This is a genomic window from Aliidongia sp., assembly GCF_035943795.1.
Taxonomy (GTDB): domain Bacteria; phylum Pseudomonadota; class Alphaproteobacteria; order ATCC43930; family CGMCC-115725; genus Aliidongia.
This window is the reverse complement of record NZ_DASZBY010000068.1, coordinates 21,378-37,784: the sequence shown is the minus strand read 5'-3', so window position 1 is coordinate 37,784 and position 16,407 is coordinate 21,378. Positions and strand designations below refer to the sequence as shown.

Sequence of the window (16,407 nt, the reverse complement as noted above, 5' to 3'; positions counted from 1 at the left end):
GCGGCTCACGCCGCGACGACACCGTCGATCAGGTTGACGGCCAGCAACTGCTCCGTCGTCGGCACCACGATCACCGGGCCGATCCGTTGGACGAGCGCCGCGAAGGTAGTCTCCTGGGCGCGCCGGACCGCTTCCGCTTCGGCGACCTCGATCCGGGCGAAGCGCAACATGTCTCCCGGGCGCATCCGGCCGAGCCGCGGCAGATCGGCGCCGATGACCGCGCCGATCTTGGGATAGCCGCCGACTGTCTGCCGATCGGCCAGCAGCACGATCGGCTGGCCCGTGCCGGGCACCTGGATATGGCCGGGCGCGATGCCGTCGGACACGATGTTGAAGCCTCTGGCGTGAGCGAGCCTGGCACCCTCCAGCCGCATGCCCATGCGGTCGGCCTCGGCAGTCACAATGTAGGGCTCGGCGAAGAACCGCTCGATCGCGGCCGGTTCGAACCAGTCGTCCTGCGGCCCGAGCACGACGCGGATCGGGCCGCTGCCGTAGTCGATTGGTTCAGCCTTGCGCTCGGGCGCCGTCGTTGCCGCCGCTTTGGCCAGCGCCACGGCATCGCCGGGTTTGAGCGCACGTCCTGCGAAGCCGCCGAAACCGCCGCGCCCATAGGTCGACAGGCTGCCCATGCAGGATGCCAGCTCGAAACCGCCCTCGATCGCGAGGATGGCGCTCGCCGCATCGGTGAAGCCGCCGACCGAGATCCGCGCACCCCGCAGCACTGTCACGCTTTGCCCCGACGGGACGGGATGGCCGTCGATCATGAGGCCGACCGCCGAACCGACCAGCGCCACGCGCACCGATTCCGCCTCGACGGTCAGGGTCGGGCCCAGTGCCAGGATTTCGAGCGCCGCCGTGCCGGCCGGATTGCCAACCAGCGCATTGGCCAGCCGCAACGCCAGCGGGTCGAGCGCGCCCGAGACCGGGACGCCGTAGCGCTGCAGGCCGCGACGGCCCAGGTCCTGGACCGTGGTCGACAGGCCGGGGCGGTCGACGGTGAGATGGCTCATGTCGCCGCTCCATCGACGCAATCGCGGCGCGGATCATAGTCGCCGGCCCGCGCGGCGGCCAGGATCCGGCCATGCTCCTCCGCATCGATCGGCTGGAACCGGATGCGGTCGGCCGGGGCGAGCAGGGCCGGGCGGTCCCAGCGCGCATCGAACAGGGGAACCGGGCAATTGCCGATCAGGTGCCAGCCGCCGGGACTCTCGGTCGGATAGATCACCGAAAGCTTCTGGGCGACCGCGACCGATCCGGCGGGCACGCGGGTGCGTGGCGCGGTACGGCGCGGCAGGTTGAAATTGTCCGGCAGGGCCGCCAGGAACGGACAGCCGGGCAGGAACCCCACGACCGCAACGGTGAAGCCATTTCCGGCATGGGCCGCCGTCACCGCTTCGGGCGCGAGGCCCGTCGCCGCCGCGACGTCGGCCAGGTCGGGCGCGAAACCCGCTTCGTAGCAGACCGGCAGGCGCCAGGCACGGCCGGGCTCGCTCGCTGCGGTCGGATCGTCGGCCTCCAGACCCTGGATCGCCGCGATCACCTGGGCCTGCGAGGTCGCCAGCGGATCGTAGTGGACCATCAGCGACCGAAAGCTCGGCACCGTTTCGATGACGCCAGGCACGTGGGCGGCGGCCAGGCGCCGGTCGAGCCTCTGCACCGCGGCGATCAGCACCGGGTCGATCACCTCGCCATATTCGACGACCAGGGCCGCATCGCCGGCGGCCAGGAACCGGGGCAGGGTCATAGCGAGGTCGCCGCCCGCGCGGCCTGGTCGTAGAGGCCGGACAGCGCGCGCAGCAGGCCGGCCGTCTCGCCCAGGCCGGTGCCGCCGACCGGGGGCATCGGCACGGCCAGCAGACAGGTCTGGCGGATGTCGCGATAGCGTGCGCAGGCCTCGTCGCCCAGCGGGGTCGTCGCGTAGAACACTTCCTTGCCGGGGCGGGCACGGGCGACCAGCCCGACCTGGGTCAGCTTGCGCAGCGCGTAGGTCACCACGTGGCTATCCTCGATGTTGAGTACGAAGCACAGGTCGGCCAGCCGCTTGGCCCGGCCGCGATGGTGGATCGAGTGCAGCACCAGGATGTCGATCTTCGACAGGTCGGGATAGCCGGCGGCCGCCATGCAGCGCACGATCCAGCGCTCGAACGCGTTATGGGCCAGGATCAGCCCGAACTCGAACTCGCTCAGTTCCTCGCTACCCGGATCGGCCAGATGAGCCGAGGAGACGATATAGTCGCGCTTGCTCATGGCTTACCCTCCAAGGTCCATATTTACATTTTATCGATAAATCGCAAACATAAACTTGCGGGTCGCTGGAAGGGGACATACTCTGGCTTCTTCCAATCATTCCCGCCTGCGCGGGAATGGCGATAGCGGAAGAGGGAACCGACCATGCGTCTGATCGATCTCAATGCGGATGTCGGTGAGAGTTTCGGCAATTGGCGCATGGGCACCGACGAGGGGGTGTTGAGTATCGTCAGCTCTGCCAATGTCGCGTGCGGGTTCCATGCCGGCGATCCGGTCGTCATGGCCAAGACCTGTGAGATCGCCAAGCGCAACGGCGTCAGCGTCGGGGCTCATCCGGGTTTCGCCGACCTGCAGGGCTTCGGCCGCCGGCCGATTCCGATGAGCGCGCTCGAGCTCGAGACCATGGTCGCCTACCAGATCGGCGCCTTCATGGGCATTGCCGCGCGGTCCGGGCTGCCGGTCGCCCATGTGAAGGCGCATGGTGCGCTGTACAACATGGCAGAAGGCGATGCGGAGGTCGCGGGCGCCATCGCGCGAGCAGTCAAGGCAGTCGATCCGAACCTGATCATGGTCGGCGGTGCCGGGTCGCCGATGGCTGCGGCGGCCGAGGTCGCCGGCGTGCGCTTTGCCGCCGAAGGCTTTCCCGATCGAGCCTACGCGGACGACGGCAAGCTGCTGTCGCGCAAGCTGCCGGGTGCCGTGCTGCACGACCCGGCCGAGGCGGCGGCCCAGGCGGTGCGCATGGCGATCGAGGGGCGGATCCTGACCGTGGGTGGCAAGCTGCTGGACCGGCCGGTTCAGACCCTGTGCATCCATGGCGACGAGCCGACGGCGGTCGCCGTCGCCGGCGCGATCAAGACGGCGCTCGTGTCGGCCGGTGCCGAGGTCGCGCCATTGCCCAGAGTCATGGGCGCATAGCAGGCATCAGGCCGGTTCGGCCTTCGGGAAGGTGACGGCCTCCAGCTTGTTGCCGTCGGGATCGAGCACGAACGCACCGTAATAGCGGCCCATGGTGGCCGCGCGCTCCCCGGGGGCGCCATGGTCGACGCCGCCGTTCACGAGCGCCGCGGCGTGGAACGCGCGCACGGCCTCCTCCGTCGGCGCGCGCAGGCAGATATGCCCGCCGGGATCGGCCGATCGGGGGATTTGGTCCCTGAGGTTCAGCCAGAATTCGGGATAGCGCTTGCCGAAGCCGATCGTCCCTTCGCGTGTGACCAGCAGGACCAGGCCCAGCGGCTCCAGGACCGGTCCGTAGAACGCGGCCGCTGCCTGCAAATCGCCGACCGGCACCGAGACATGGTCGATCACGGGATATCCTGGCGGTCGAGCTCCGCCAGCTTCTCGGCGAAGCCGGTGCGGCAGGCGAAGCCCAGGCGCTGGAACGCCTTCGCCGGATCATAGACCCGATCGATCGACTGGAACATGGTCCAGCCTCTGCGTGCATAGATCGCCTCGTACTGCGGGAAATGGCGCCGCACGACCGCCGGGGCATCCACGATCAGTTCGGCGCAATCGGCCGGGGTGAACGGCGGGCGCGGCGAGATGATGAAATTGTCGAAGCCCAGCTCCGGCGCCTTTGCCAGGGCGACGACATGGGCCTCCGCCATGTCCTCGACCGTGGCGCGGCGGAACAGCAGCTCGTTCGCCTTGGTGTTCTCGGCCGACTGGCTGATGACATGGGCCATGTCGTCCTCCTCGGGAAAGAACCGCGAGGTGCGCAGGATCACGACCGGCAATCCGTGCAGCTCATGGAACAGGCGGACCATGTGCTCGGCGGCATATTTGGTCACGCCATAGATGTTGCGCGGCAGGAGCGGGGTCGTCTCTTCGGTGATCCAGGCGGCCTGCCGGGCCCCGCCGTCGCGTCCGGCGCGGACCGTCTTCGAGATCATCAGCGACGTCGTCGAGGTCATGACGAAGCGCGAGACCGACGAGCCGAAGGCGACCGCCTCCTCCAGCAAATTCAGGGTACCCTGGACGTTGACCGACACGAAATCGGTGCGCTCGTGGGTCTCGATGTCGGGCTTGTGCAGCGCGCCGGAATGGACGATCGCCTCGATGCCGAAATCGCGGACTGCCGCGCGGACCGTCGCGCGATCCGCGATCGACCCGACGATTTCCGTCAGCACCGAGGGCACCGGATCCAGGCCGACGACCTGATGGCCGTCCCGCCGCAGCCGCGGCACGAGCGTCTGTCCCAACCAGCCGGACGATCCGGTTACCAATATCCGCATGCTGCTCCCCGTTCTTTCGAGGGCAGTCTACGATACCGTGCCGGAGACTCAAGATCCGGAAAACCGGTCGCCGCGCGAACCATAAGTCGCTCGTGCTGCATCGAGATGTCACGGCCCACACTGGCGCGCTGCACCGGAATAGGGCTGGTCAAACCGCGCGCGACGCTATATTGCGAACGCCTCGCGATTGCAGGAGTAGGCCGGATGACGAAGCTTAATCGACGGTTTTTGCTGCAGGGCGGCGTCTCGCTCGCCGGTGCGTCCCTGGTTGCCGGCGTGGCACGGCTCGGCCGGGCCGCCGATGCTGGCCTGACGCTCTACAACGGCCAGCACCGCGCCACGACCGAGGCATTGGTGGCGGCCTTCACCAAATCGACCGGCATCCAGGTCACCATGCGCAACGCCGAAAGCCCGGAGCTGGCGGCCCAGATCGCGGAAGAGGGCGCGCGCTCGCCGGCCGACCTGTTCTTCTCCGAGCAGAGCCCGCCGATTGCCTCGCTGCAGGAAAAGGGGCTGCTGGGCCAGATCGACCCCGCCACCTTGAAGCTGATTCCGGCCAAGTTCTCGGCCAAGGACGGCACCTGGATCGGCGCCAGCGTCCGCACCCGCGTCATCACCTACAACAAGAAGATGGTGGCGCCGGCCGATCTGCCGAAGTCGATCATGGATTTCGGCACGGCGGCGCTGAACGGCAAGTTCGGTTATGTGAAGCAGGACGGCTTCCAGGAACAGGTCATGTCGATCGTCCATATCAAGGGACGCGACGCGGCGCTTGCCTGGCTGAAGGGCCTGAAGCAATACGGCCGGTCCTATAACGGCAACCGCATCGCCAGCACCGCGGTCGAGAATGGCGAGATCGCGATGGCACTGTCCAACAACTACTATTGGTATTCGCTGGCCAAAGAGAAGGGGGCTGAAAACCTCAACTCCGCGCTCTATTCCTTCCCGGGCGACGATGCCGGCAACATCTTCAACGTCTCGGCCGCCGGCATGCTGAAATCGAGCAGGAACCAGGCAGCGGCCCAACGCTTCCTGGCCTTCATGCTGAGCCAAGCCGGGCAGGAGGCGATGATCGCCACCACCGCCGAATATCCCGTGCTCGCGGGCCTGACGTCGCCCTACGGGCTGCCGCCGCTGACGAACGTCACGGCACCGGTGTCGCCCGCCGACATGGGCAGCGCCGCCGATGCCTATGGGCTGGAACGCGAGGCCGGACTGATTTGACGAGCCGGCTCGCCATGACCCGGGGGCCGCAGGCGCTGCCGCCCTCCTGGCTCGTCATGGCGAGCCTGATCCCGTTCGTCCTGGTGGCCCTGCCGATCGGCTATGTGATCGTCCAGGGTTGGCAGGCCGGCGTCGGCGGTATTCTGCAGAACCTGATCCGGCCCTATACGCTCAACCTGCTGCTCAACACGCTGACCATCGCCGTCTCGGTCACCGTGCTGGCCGGCCTCATCGCCATCGCGGCCGCCTGGGGCACGGAGCGGTGCGACCTGCCGGGACGGCGCTGGTGGCGCCTGGCCGTGGCCTTGCCGCTCGCCATTCCGGCCTATGTTTCCAGCTTCGCCTGGTCGTCGCTCGGCCCCTGGTTCCAGGAGATCCAGGGGGCCATCCTGATCCTGACCTTCTACAGCGTGCCGCTGGTCTACTTGCCGGTCGTGGCCGCCCTGCGCAGCCTGGATCCGAATTTCGAGGATGTCGCCCGCTCGCTGGGCCATGGCCGCTGGCGTACCTTCCGCCGGGTCGTGCTGCCGCAGATCGCGCCGGCGCTCGGCGGCAGCGCGCTGCTGGTGGCGGCCCACATGCTGGCCGAATTCGGCGCCCTGTCGTTCCTGCGGGTCGAGACCTTCACCACGGCGATCTTCGACCAGTACACTGCCGAGTTCAACAACCAGGCCGCCGCCCTGCTATCGGGCGTGCTGATGCTGATCTGCCTGCCGGTCGCCTTCGCCGAGGCGCGGATGCGCACCCGTCGGCGCGTCGCCCGGATCGGCCGGGGCAGTGCCCGCGCCCTGGTACCGATCGCGCTGGGGCCGCTCATGCCGCTGGCGATCCTGGGGTTCGTCCTGCTGACCATCCTCAGCTTCGGCGTGCCGATCGTGACGCTCGGCTTCTGGGTCTGGCAGGGCCATTCGGCGGGGCAGGGGATCGAGCGGGTGCTGCCGGCGCTGGCGACCACTCTCGGCTATGCCTTGCCGGGCGCCGTCCTGACCACGATCGCCGCCGTGCCGCTGGTGATCGCCACCACCCATTTCCGCGGCCGCTTCGCCATGCTGTGCGACCGGCTGCCCTATATCGTCCATGGCTTGCCCGGCATCGTCGTGGCGCTGGCGGCAGTCGCGACGGCCATCGGCTTCCTGCCGGCGGTCTATCAGACGAGCGGACTCGTGCTGCTGGTCTATCTGGTGCTGTTTCTGCCGCTGGCGCAATCCTCGGTCCGGGCCTCGGCGGAACTGGTGCCGCGCGAGTTGAGCGACGTGGCGCGCAGCCTGGGCAAGACGCCGTTCCAGGCATTCGTGCTGACCATCCTGCCCAACCTGCTGCCCGGCATCGGCGCCGCCCTGGCGCTCACCGCCCTGCAGCTGATGCGCGAGCTGACCGCGACCCTGCTGCTGGCGCCGGCCGGCGTCGTCACGCTCGCGACGGAATTCTGGAACTACACCAGCGATCGCGCCTACGGTGCGGCCGCACCGTTCGCCGCCACCCTGGTGCTTGTGTCCGGCATCCCGGTCTATGTCTTTACCATGCGGACTTTGAGGCTGAACGACGTGCGATGAGCCTGCTCCGTGTCGAAGCTCTGCGGAAAAGCCATGGCGATCACACCGTGCTCAAGGGCGTCGACCTGACCGTCGAGCCCGGCCTGGTCGTGGCGCTGCTCGGCGCGTCGGGTTGCGGCAAGACCACGCTCCTGCGCCTGATCGCCGGATTCGAGACGGCGGATTCTGGTCGAATCACACTCGGCGATCGCGTGCTCCACGGCCCCGGCATACATGTCCCGGCCGAACGGCGGCGGATCGGCTACGTGCCGCAGGAAGGCACCTTGTTTCCCCACCTGAGCGTCGCCGCCAACGTCGCGTTCGGCCTGACCCGTGCCGAGCGCCGGGCGGGGCGCGCCGACGAGGCGATGCGGCTGACCGGCCTCGCCGGGCTGGAGCATCGCTATCCGCACCAGATTTCGGGCGGGCAGCAGCAACGCACCGCCCTGGCCCGCGCGCTGGCCCCGGCACCCGGCCTGATTCTGCTGGACGAGCCGTTCAACGCGCTCGAACTGGGCTTGCGCCGCAGCGTCTGTGCCGATGTCGTGGCACTGCTGCGCACCAGCGCCGCCACGGCGATCCTGGTGACCCACGATCCGGAGGAAGCTTTCGCCAGTGCCGATCTGGTGGCGGTGATGCGCCAGGGCTCGATCGTGCAATGCGCGGCGCCGACGGTACTCTATCGCCATCCGATCGATGTCGAGGTCGCCCGGCTGACCGGCCAGGCGATCCTGCTGGACGGCACTGCCCGGGACGGCACGGCGACGACCATGCTCGGTACCGTGGCCCTGCAGCCCGGCGCGCCATCGGGTCCGATCCGGGTCATGCTGCGCCCGGAACAGGTCACGCTGGGACCGGCGGACCATGGGGTGGCGGTCCGGCCGCTGTCGAGCGTGTTCCGCGGCGACCACGCGCTGGTCACCGTCGCGATCGGCGATACGACGCTCGACCTGCGTTTGAACCCGTTCGACGACTATGCGGATACGCTGGCGTTACGGGTCAACGGGGCCTGCATGGCGTTCGCGCTGACCTAGGCGTCCGGACGTGTCGTCCAGACCGGGCGGGGCAATGGTCGCATCAGGGCGTTGCAGACGAAGCCGGCGGCCAGCAGGCCCGCCATCACGTACATGACGAGCGAGTAAGCGTCGGCATGGGGCACGCCGTGCTCGATCTCGGCCCGGCGCAGGTAATTGACCAGCGCCGGGCCGATCAACCCCGCGACGGACCAGGACAGCAGCAGGCGGCCATGGATGGCGCCAACCTGGTGGGCGCCGAACACGTCGCGGATATAGGCCGGGAGTGTCGCGAAGGCACCCCCGTACATGCTCATGATCACCGCATAGCCGGCGATGAACAGCGTGATGCTGCCGGCCTGGCCGGTCGATGGAATGAGCCCGTACAGGCACAGGCCGAGGCCGGTGAAGATCGCATAGGTCGGACGGCGGCCGAGCTGGTCCGAGATCGTCGACCAGGCCAGCCGGCCCGCCATGTTGAACAAGCCCAGCAAGCCGACGAAGCCGGCGGCCCCGGCCGACGTGACCTCCGGGAACATTTCCTGGCACATCAGCGCCGCCTGGCTCAGCACGCCGATGCCGGCCGTGACGTTCAGGCACAGGATCGCGGACATGAGATAGAATTGCCGCTGCCGCACGGCCATGCCGACGGTCACGGCCTTGGGCGGCCCGCGCTGCGCGCCGAGGATCGTCTCCCGCGGCCGCTGCGGTGCGACCCAATCGGGCGGCGGCTGTTTCAGGTTCGCAGCCCCCAGCAGCATGAACCCGGTATAGAGCACGCCCATGCATGCGAAGGTCTCGGAGACGCCGAGCGAGACCTCGGTCGCGAACAGACCGATCAGTCGCTGGGCCAACGGGGCGGCGATCAGCGCGCCACCGCCGAAGCCCATGATGGCGAGCCCGGTCGCCTGGCCTGGACGATCGGGAAACCACTTGATGAGGGTGGAGATTGGCGCGATGTAACCGAGGCCCAGGCCGCAGCCGCCGATCACCCCGTAGCCCAGGAACAGCAACGCATAGACGTGAGCTTCGACGCCGAAGGCGGCGATCAGGAAGCCGCTGCCGAAGCAGAGTGCCGCGGCGACCGCGGTCTGGCGCGGGCCGACCCGGTCGGCCCAGCGTCCGAACAGGGCGGCCGACAGGCCCAGCACGCCGATCGCCGTCGAGAAGACCCAGCCGATCGTGGTCAGGCTCCAGTCGTCAGGCGCCGCCTGGGTGACGCCGATCAGATGGGTCAGCGGTTCATTGAACACGCTGAAGGCATAGATCTGGCCGATCGATAGGTGAATGGCGAGGGCGGCGGCCGGCGCCTGCCAGCGCGAATAGCCGGAGCCGGCGATGGTTCTGTCCTGTTCGACCAGTTCGGTCAACGCCGCGCCCCTCTACCGGTCGGGCGGACCTCTAGTGAGCCTGCCCCAGATAGGCCGCCCGTACTGCCGGATCGTCGCGCAACCGATCCGCCGGGCCTTCATGAGCCAGCCTGCCATTTTCCAGCACATAGGCATAGTCGGCGACCGCGAGGGCCGCCGCCGCGAACTGCTCGACCAGTAGCATCGTCACCTTGCGTTCCTTGAGGCGGGCAATGGTGTGGAACACCTCCTGCACCAGGATCGGGGCCAGCCCCATCGACGGTTCGTCGAGCAGCAGGATGCGCGGGTTGAGCATGAGCGCGCGAGCCATGGCCAGCATCTGCTGCTCGCCGCCCGACAAGGTGCCGGCCAGCTGTGCCTGGCGTTCGCGCAGCCGCGGGAACAGCTCGTACATCCGGTCGATGTCGGCGGCGACATCGCCCTTGGGCCGGACGCCGATCAGCCGGGTGAAGGCGCCCAGCTGCAGGTTGTCGCGGACCGACAAGGTCGGGAACACGCGCCGCCCCTCGGGCGAGTGGGCGAGCCCGAGGCGCGTCACCTTATGGGCCGGCTGGCCGGCGATATCCTGGCCGGCCAGGCGAATTGTGCCGCCGCTCGGACGCAGCATGCCGGAGATGGCGCGCAGCGTCGTGGTCTTGCCGGCGCCGTTCGAGCCGATCAGGGTGACCAACTGCCCTTCAGGCACGGACAGGGTCAGGCCGTGCAGCACCTGGACCTTGCCATAACCGGCGACGAGCCCTTCGACCTGGAGCATCTCTCGTCCTCCCGTCAGACGGCCGAGGCTTCGAGGCCAAGATAGGCCTCGATCACCTTGGGGTTGGCCTGGACCTCGGCCGGTCCGCCTTCGGCGATCTTCTGGCCGAAATCGAGCACGGTCACCCGATCGCACAGGCTCATCACCACGTCCATGTGGTGCTCGATCAAGAGGATGGTGATGCCGTGGTCGCGGATCTTGCGGATCATCGCCATCAGTTCGCGGATGTCGGGCGCGGTCAGGCCGGCCGCGGGTTCGTCGAGCAGCAGCACCTGCGGGTCGAGCGCCATCGCCCGGCCGATTTCCAGCATGCGCTGCTTGCCGTAGGGCAGGTTGCGCGCCTGGTCCAGGTTCGCCGGATCGAGCCCGACGAAGCGCAGGATGCCGGCTGCACGCAGCCGGGCCGCCCGCTCCTCGCGCTTCAGGCGCGGCGTGCGCAGCACCACGTCGAGGAAGTTCGACCGATAGGTATGGTGCAAACCCACCAGCACGTTCTCGAGCGGCGTCATTTCGCCGAACAGCTGGACGTTCTGGAAAGTGCGGGCGACGCCCTTCAGGGCGATGACCGGCGGTTTCTGGCCGCCGATCGACTGGCCTTCGAACCGGACCGTGCCCTCCGTCGGGGTGTAGATGCCGGTCAGCACGTTCATCATCGTGCTCTTGCCCGATCCGTTCGGCCCGATCAGCCCATGGACGCTGCCGCGTGTCACGGCGAGGTCGACCTGGTCGAGCGCTTTCAGGCCGCCGAAGCGCATCTGCACCTGGTCGACTTGGAGAATGACCGAGCCGGCCGGTACCGTTCCCTGGACCGAGCCGCCCCAGACGTCGCCCTCGTCGGCCGCACCGGCCACGACGAGCGCCGCCTTCGGGCGCCGGCGCTGGGTCGCGGCCGTCAGGTAGCCCACGATGCCGTCGGGCAGGTAGAACACGACGAACAGGATCATCACGCCGAAGATGGTCAGCCGGAAATCGGTGACGCTGGTCAGGGCGAGGCTCGCCACGAAGAAGGCGAGGCACAGGCCGACCGGAATGGCGATGCGCTTGGGCTCCGCGGTCCGGCGCGTCAAGGCCACCCCACCGCCGATCAGCGCCGCCACGGCGATGGCGCCGGCCAGCACGCGGAACAGCACGATGTCGGCCAGCAGGTTCGGCAGGAACACGATGATCACGGATCCGACGACCGGTCCGAGGCGCGACTTGCGACCGCCGATCGTCACGGCCAGCAGGAACAGGATCGTCAGCTCGAACGAATAGGTATTCGGCGAGATATATTCCTCGGAATAGGAAAACAGCGCGCCGGCGAGGCCGGCGAGGCCGGCCGAGATCATGAAGGCATAGACCTTGTAGCGATAGACGCTGACGCCCATGCAGTCCGACGCGATCGGGCTGTCGCGCAGCGCCTCGAACGCACGGCCCCAGTGGCTCCGCAGCACGCGATTGATGATGACGACGGTCAATCCCAGCGCGACGGCGGCCAAATAATAATAGTCGAAGGCGGTGATCCGGTGGTGGAACCAGACCGGCTTGCGCATCGTGATGCCCATCGGGCCGTTGGTGAGGGCGGTCACCTCGTTGATCAGGATCTGCACGATCGTGCCGAAGGCGAGCGTCACCATGGCGAGGTAGGGGCCGGTGACGCGCAGCGCCGGCAGCGCCAGGATCAGGCCGAATAGCGCCGTGACCGCGATGCTGGCCGGCAGCGCCCATTCGAGCCCGATGCCGCCCAGGAATTTCAGGCAGCCGGCCGTATAGGCGCCGATGCCGAACAGGGCGGCGTGGCCCAGCGAGACCTCGCCGGTATAGCCCACGACGATGTCGAGGCCGAGCAGCAGCACGCCATAGATCGCGATGACGACGAACAGGTGGATGTAGTAGGGACTGGTGACGAACTGCGGGATCGCCAGGACCACGAGGATCGCCAGCAAGGGCGCCAGGAAGCGGCTGAACATGCGGGTCCTCAGACTTTCTTGATCGCGGTCTTGCCGAACAGGCCAGCCGGTTTCAGCGCCAACACCAGCAGCAGCAGCACGAGGCCGGGCACATCCTGGTAGCCCGAATCGATATAGAAGCCGGTCAGCTTCTCGACGATGCCCAGGATCAGGCCGCCGACGATCACGCCGAAGCCGGAGGACAGGCCGCCGATGATGGCGACGGCAAAGGCCTTCAGGCCCAGCACCGCGCCCATGGTGGCGCCGACCGGCTTCAGCGGGCCGACCAGTACGCCCGCGACCGCGGCGGTGGCCGACGACAGGGCGTAGGAAAAGGTGATGACCAGGTTGGTGTTGATGCCCATCAACCCGGCGGCATCCCGGTCGGCGGAGGCGGCGACCACGGCCTTGCCGTAGATCGAGCGGCGATTGAACAGCTCGACCGCCAGCATCATGGCGAGCGCGCCGACCACGACGGCCACCTCCATCGGCAGCATGTTGACGCCGAGGAAACTCAGCGGCGCCTCGGGCAGCGGCGAAGGGAATTTGAGATCGTCGCGGCCCCAGATGTTTTCGGCCAGGTTCCGGAAGATGATGCCCAACGCGATGGTCGCCATGATCCAGCCGAATTCGGACTTGGCGCGCATCGACTGGCGCACGCCCAGCCATTCGACCACGGCGCCCTGGAACAGGCCGAACAGCACGACCAGCGGCAGCATGAAGACGAAGCCCAGCCACTGGGTCAGGCTGAGGCCGACCAAAGCGCCCAGCATCAGCGCCTCGCCCTGCCCGAAATTGAGCGTGCGCGAGGTGGCGAAGGTGAGCTGGTAACCGAAAGCGATCACCGCATAGATCATGCCGACGGCGATGCCGCTGACCACGAGCTGAGCCAGAATTTCCATGGGCGTCCCATGTGCCTAAGACAGGTGCGGCCGGGAAACGATTCCCGGCCGCGAACGGGGATGAAGGATCGCGGCGGGCGATCCCTCGCTAAAACCTCAGTTGACGACGCCCTTGACGCGGACCTGGCCGGCCGCCGCCTCGTCGTCTTTCGACCAGAACGCCACGCGACCGGCCTTGACGATGCCGAACACCGGGATGTTCTTGCTGATGGCTTCGTGGTCGGTCGTGCTGAACGGGTGGTCGTAGGTGGTGACGACGCCATCGACCTTTTCCTTGAGGTCTTCGAGCGCGGCGCGAACCTTGGGCCCGTCGGTCGTGCCGGCCTGCTTCATGGCGGCGGCGAGCAGATAGACCGAATCATAGCCTTGCGAGGCCGAGACCGGCGAAGGGATGCGGTCGATGTTGTAGGCCTTCTGGTAGCTTTCGATGAAGGCCTTGCGCTTCGCAGTGGTGCCCGCCTGGATGAAGGTCTGCGGCATGACCGCTCCCTCGCCGTTGGCGCCGGCATTGTCGATGAAGGTCGCCATCGAGAGGGTCCAGCTGCCGACGATCGGCACCTTCCAGCCGAGCTTGGCCATGCCGTTGGCGATCTGGGCCAGTTCGGGACCGATGCCGTAGGTCAGGATCGAATCGGCCCCGGCCGACTTCGCCTTCAGCAGCTGCGCCGTCATGTCGACGTCGCCGATGTTGAATTTCTCCTCGGTGACCGGCTTGATGTTCTTCTTGGCCAGCGCCGCTTCCAGATCCTGGCGACCGAGCTGCCCATAATTGGTGCTGTCGGCCATGATCGCCGGCTTGGTGAAATGCTGCTTGTCGATCGCCTGGTCGACGATCATCGCAGACTGGATCGTGTCGTTCGCGGCATTGCGGAAGACGTAATTGTTCTCGTAGTCGGGCGGCAGGAATTGCTTGGTCACCGCCGTGCCGGTCGCGACATTGTCGAACACCGGGATCTCGGCCTCTTCGTAGAACCGCGTCGCGGCCAGGGTCACGCCGGTATTGATGAAGCCGACGGTGGCCACGACATGTTCCTTGTTGATCAGTTCCTGCGTGACCTGGACACCGACCTCGTTCTTGGCCTCGTCGTCGCGTTCGACCGTCGCCAGGGGCCGGCCGAGCACGCCGCCGGCCTTGTTGATCTCGTCGACCGCCAGCTTGACGCCATCGCGCATGCTGACGCCCATCGAGGCGGAGCCGCCGGTGAACGGGCCGGAGACGCCGATCTTGATCGGGTCGGCGGCGAATGCGGCGGATGTGAAGGCGGTCGAGGCGAAGAGTGCGGCAGCGGCGGACGCCGCCCAAGGAACGTGACGGGACAAAGGGGAATCCTCCCAGATTTCGTGAAGTCGACTGCGTTCTTATGAAAACCGCCCCCGCGTCGAGGCGGGGGCGGGGTCTCGACACTACCGACGGTCAGTCGATGATTTCGCGATCCTTGGTCTCCGGCACGAACAGGATGCCAACGACGAAGGTGAAGGCCGCTATCGCGATGGGGTACCACAGGCCCGAGTAGATGTTGCCGGTCATGGCCACGATGGCGAACGCGGTCGTCGGCAGGAAGCCGCCGAGCCAGCCGTTGCCGATGTGGTAGGGCAGCGACATCGACGTGTAGCGGATGCGGGTCGGGAACATTTCGACCAGCATGGCCGCGATCGGGCCGTAGACCATGGTGACGTACAGCACCATGACGAACAGCAGCACCAGGGTCATCAGATAGTTGATCTGGGCGGGATCCGCCTTGATCGGATAGCCGGCGGCGGTGACCGTATCGCCGAACGACTTGGTGAAGGCGGCTGCCTTGTCCTTGGCTTCGGCGGCGGGGTAGGCGTCGATGACGGTGTCACCGATCTTGATCTGGGCCGTGGAGCCTGCGGGGCCTGCCACGTTCTCGTAAGGCACGCTGCGGGCGACCAGGGCCGCCTTGGCAACGTCGCAGCTGTTGGTGAACTTGATGTTGCCGATCGGATTGAACTGGAACGAGCAATCCGCCGGGTCGGCGATCACGGTCGCCGGGGCCTTGGCCTGCGCCGTCTCGAGCGCCGGGTTGGCGTAGTGGGTCAGGCCCTGGAACAGCGGGAAATAGGTGAGCACGGCCAGCAGGCAGCCGGCCATGATGATCGGCTTGCGGCCGATCCGGTCCGACAACGCACCGAACACCAGGAAGAACGGCGTGCCGATCAACAACGCCGCACCGACCAGCAACTGGGCGGTCTGGGCGTCGACCTTCAGGGTCTGGGTCAGGAAGAACAGGGCGTAGAACTGACCCGTGTACCAGACGACCGCCTGACCCGCCGTCAGGCCGAGCAGTGCCAGGATGACGATCTTGGCGTTCTTCCAGACCAGGAAGGATTCGGTCAGCGGGGCATGGGAGCCCTTGCCCTCGGCCTTCATCTGCTTGAACACCGGGGACTCGTCGAGCTTCAGGCGGATCCACATCGAGACCGCCAGCAGCAGCAGCGAGACGCCGAACGGCACGCGCCAGCCCCAATTTTCGAAGTCGGCAGGCGCCATCGACAGGCGGCAGCCGATGATGACGATCAGCGACAGGAACAGGCCGAGCGTGGCCGTGGTCTGGATCCAGGCGGTGAACAGCCCGCGCTTGCCCATCGGCGCGTGCTCGGCGACGTAGGTCGCGGCACCGCCGTACTCGCCGCCCAGCGCCAGGCCCTGCAGCAGCCGCAGCACGATCAGGATGATCGGCGCCGCGATGCCGAGCGTCGCGTAGCCCGGCAGGAATGCCACCGCCGTGGTCGAGATGCCCATGATCAGGATGGTGATGAGGAAGGTGTATTTGCGGCCGACGAGATCGCCCAGGCGACCGAACACCAGCGCGCCGAACGGGCGTACGGCGAAGCCGGCGGCAAAGGCGAGCAATGCGAAGATGAATGCCGTATTCGGGTTCGCCACGGCCGAGAAAAAATTCTTCGCGATGTTCGGCGCGAGAGAGCCGTAAAGGTAGAAATCATACCACTCGAACACCGTGCCGAGCGAAGAGGCGAAGATCACCAACTTCTCGCCGCCGGCCAAGGTCCGTGTCGAACCCGCCATTTCGTAGGTCGCCATAAGCCATCCCCCCGTTGGAATGTAGGCGGGTTAAGCGAAATTCGCATTCCCGCTGGTTTCCCAAATAGCAGGCGTCAAAATGCCGCAAAAATCAAGGGGAGTATCCGGGCCTGAAACGCCTATTACATAAGCATAAGTA

15 protein-coding genes are annotated in these 16,407 nt (G+C 67.1%); 4 read left to right on the top strand and 11 right to left on the bottom strand.

Annotation, left to right across the window (positions count from 1 at the left end; genetic code table 11):
* Positions 1–5: 5 nt before the first annotated feature.
* Genes VGV37_RS11955 through VGV37_RS11945 form a run of 3 tightly spaced genes read right to left on the bottom strand, consistent with a single transcriptional unit; the run spans position 6 to position 2,247 of the window.
* Positions 6–1,010 (bottom strand): biotin-dependent carboxyltransferase family protein, encoded by a 1,005-nt coding sequence (locus VGV37_RS11955; RefSeq protein WP_326879903.1) that lies wholly within the window; start codon positions 1,008–1,010, stop codon positions 6–8.
* Positions 1,007–1,744 carry a 5-oxoprolinase subunit PxpB gene (gene pxpB, locus VGV37_RS11950; RefSeq protein WP_326879902.1) on the bottom strand — a complete coding sequence of 246 codons (738 nt, stop codon included), beginning with the start codon at positions 1,742–1,744 and terminating at the stop codon, positions 1,007–1,009. Before pxpB ends, VGV37_RS11955 begins: the two co-directional genes overlap by 4 nt.
* A complete protein-coding gene (locus VGV37_RS11945; RefSeq protein ID WP_326879901.1) occupies positions 1,741–2,247 on the bottom strand; it encodes a winged helix DNA-binding protein in 507 nt (168 codons plus the stop codon). The genes pxpB and VGV37_RS11945 overlap by 4 nt, the downstream gene beginning before the upstream one ends.
* Before the next feature lie 144 nt (positions 2,248–2,391).
* Between VGV37_RS11945 and VGV37_RS11940 the strand changes: the two genes are divergently transcribed.
* The gene (locus tag VGV37_RS11940; RefSeq protein WP_326879900.1) at positions 2,392–3,165 is read left to right on the top strand and encodes a 5-oxoprolinase subunit PxpA; all 774 of its coding nucleotides are present in this window, start codon (positions 2,392–2,394) and stop codon (positions 3,163–3,165) included.
* Between the two features lie 6 nt (positions 3,166–3,171).
* On the opposite strand, the gene VGV37_RS11935 is transcribed toward VGV37_RS11940, so the two are convergent.
* Positions 3,172–3,555 (bottom strand): VOC family protein, encoded by a 384-nt coding sequence (locus VGV37_RS11935; protein ID WP_326879899.1) that lies wholly within the window; start codon positions 3,553–3,555, stop codon positions 3,172–3,174.
* The gene (locus tag VGV37_RS11930) at positions 3,552–4,481 is read right to left on the bottom strand and encodes an NAD(P)-dependent oxidoreductase (RefSeq protein WP_326879898.1); all 930 of its coding nucleotides are present in this window, start codon (positions 4,479–4,481) and stop codon (positions 3,552–3,554) included. Before VGV37_RS11930 ends, VGV37_RS11935 begins: the two co-directional genes overlap by 4 nt.
* A gap of 204 nt (positions 4,482–4,685) precedes the next feature.
* Here VGV37_RS11930 and VGV37_RS11925 point away from each other — a divergent pair, with 204 nt between their 5' ends.
* Genes VGV37_RS11925 through VGV37_RS11915 form a run of 3 tightly spaced genes read left to right on the top strand, consistent with a single transcriptional unit; the run spans position 4,686 to position 8,271 of the window.
* Positions 4,686–5,705, top strand: a complete 1,020-nt coding sequence (locus VGV37_RS11925) for an extracellular solute-binding protein (protein WP_326879897.1) — start codon at positions 4,686–4,688, stop codon at positions 5,703–5,705.
* 14 nt (positions 5,706–5,719) lie between these two features.
* A complete protein-coding gene (locus VGV37_RS11920; protein ID WP_326879896.1) occupies positions 5,720–7,258 on the top strand; it encodes an iron ABC transporter permease in 1,539 nt (512 codons plus the stop codon).
* Positions 7,255–8,271, top strand: coding sequence for an ABC transporter ATP-binding protein (locus VGV37_RS11915; protein ID WP_326879895.1), 1,017 nt, complete (start codon positions 7,255–7,257; stop codon positions 8,269–8,271). The genes VGV37_RS11920 and VGV37_RS11915 overlap by 4 nt, the downstream gene beginning before the upstream one ends.
* Here the strand turns inward: VGV37_RS11915 and VGV37_RS11910 are convergent.
* The 6 genes from VGV37_RS11910 to VGV37_RS11885 form a co-directional block, all read right to left on the bottom strand.
* Positions 8,268–9,620 carry an OFA family MFS transporter gene (locus VGV37_RS11910; protein ID WP_326879894.1) on the bottom strand — a complete coding sequence of 451 codons (1,353 nt, stop codon included), beginning with the start codon at positions 9,618–9,620 and terminating at the stop codon, positions 8,268–8,270. The two genes, VGV37_RS11915 and VGV37_RS11910, sit on opposite strands and share 4 nt — an antisense overlap.
* Before the next feature lie 31 nt (positions 9,621–9,651).
* A complete protein-coding gene (locus VGV37_RS11905; protein ID WP_326879893.1) occupies positions 9,652–10,374 on the bottom strand; it encodes an ABC transporter ATP-binding protein in 723 nt (240 codons plus the stop codon).
* A 14-nt stretch (positions 10,375–10,388) separates the two neighbouring features.
* Complete coding sequence (locus tag VGV37_RS11900; RefSeq protein WP_326879892.1) at positions 10,389–12,323, bottom strand: branched-chain amino acid ABC transporter ATP-binding protein/permease; 1,935 nt, start codon at positions 12,321–12,323, stop codon at positions 10,389–10,391.
* A gap of 8 nt (positions 12,324–12,331) precedes the next feature.
* Positions 12,332–13,204 carry a branched-chain amino acid ABC transporter permease gene (locus VGV37_RS11895; protein ID WP_326879891.1) on the bottom strand — a complete coding sequence of 291 codons (873 nt, stop codon included), beginning with the start codon at positions 13,202–13,204 and terminating at the stop codon, positions 12,332–12,334.
* Positions 13,205–13,300: 96 nt separating this feature from the next.
* The gene (locus tag VGV37_RS11890; RefSeq protein WP_326879890.1) at positions 13,301–14,524 is read right to left on the bottom strand and encodes an ABC transporter substrate-binding protein; all 1,224 of its coding nucleotides are present in this window, start codon (positions 14,522–14,524) and stop codon (positions 13,301–13,303) included.
* A 94-nt stretch (positions 14,525–14,618) separates the two neighbouring features.
* Positions 14,619–16,268 (bottom strand): MFS transporter, encoded by a 1,650-nt coding sequence (locus tag VGV37_RS11885; RefSeq protein ID WP_326879889.1) that lies wholly within the window; start codon positions 16,266–16,268, stop codon positions 14,619–14,621.
* Between the last annotated feature and the right edge of the window lie 139 nt (positions 16,269–16,407).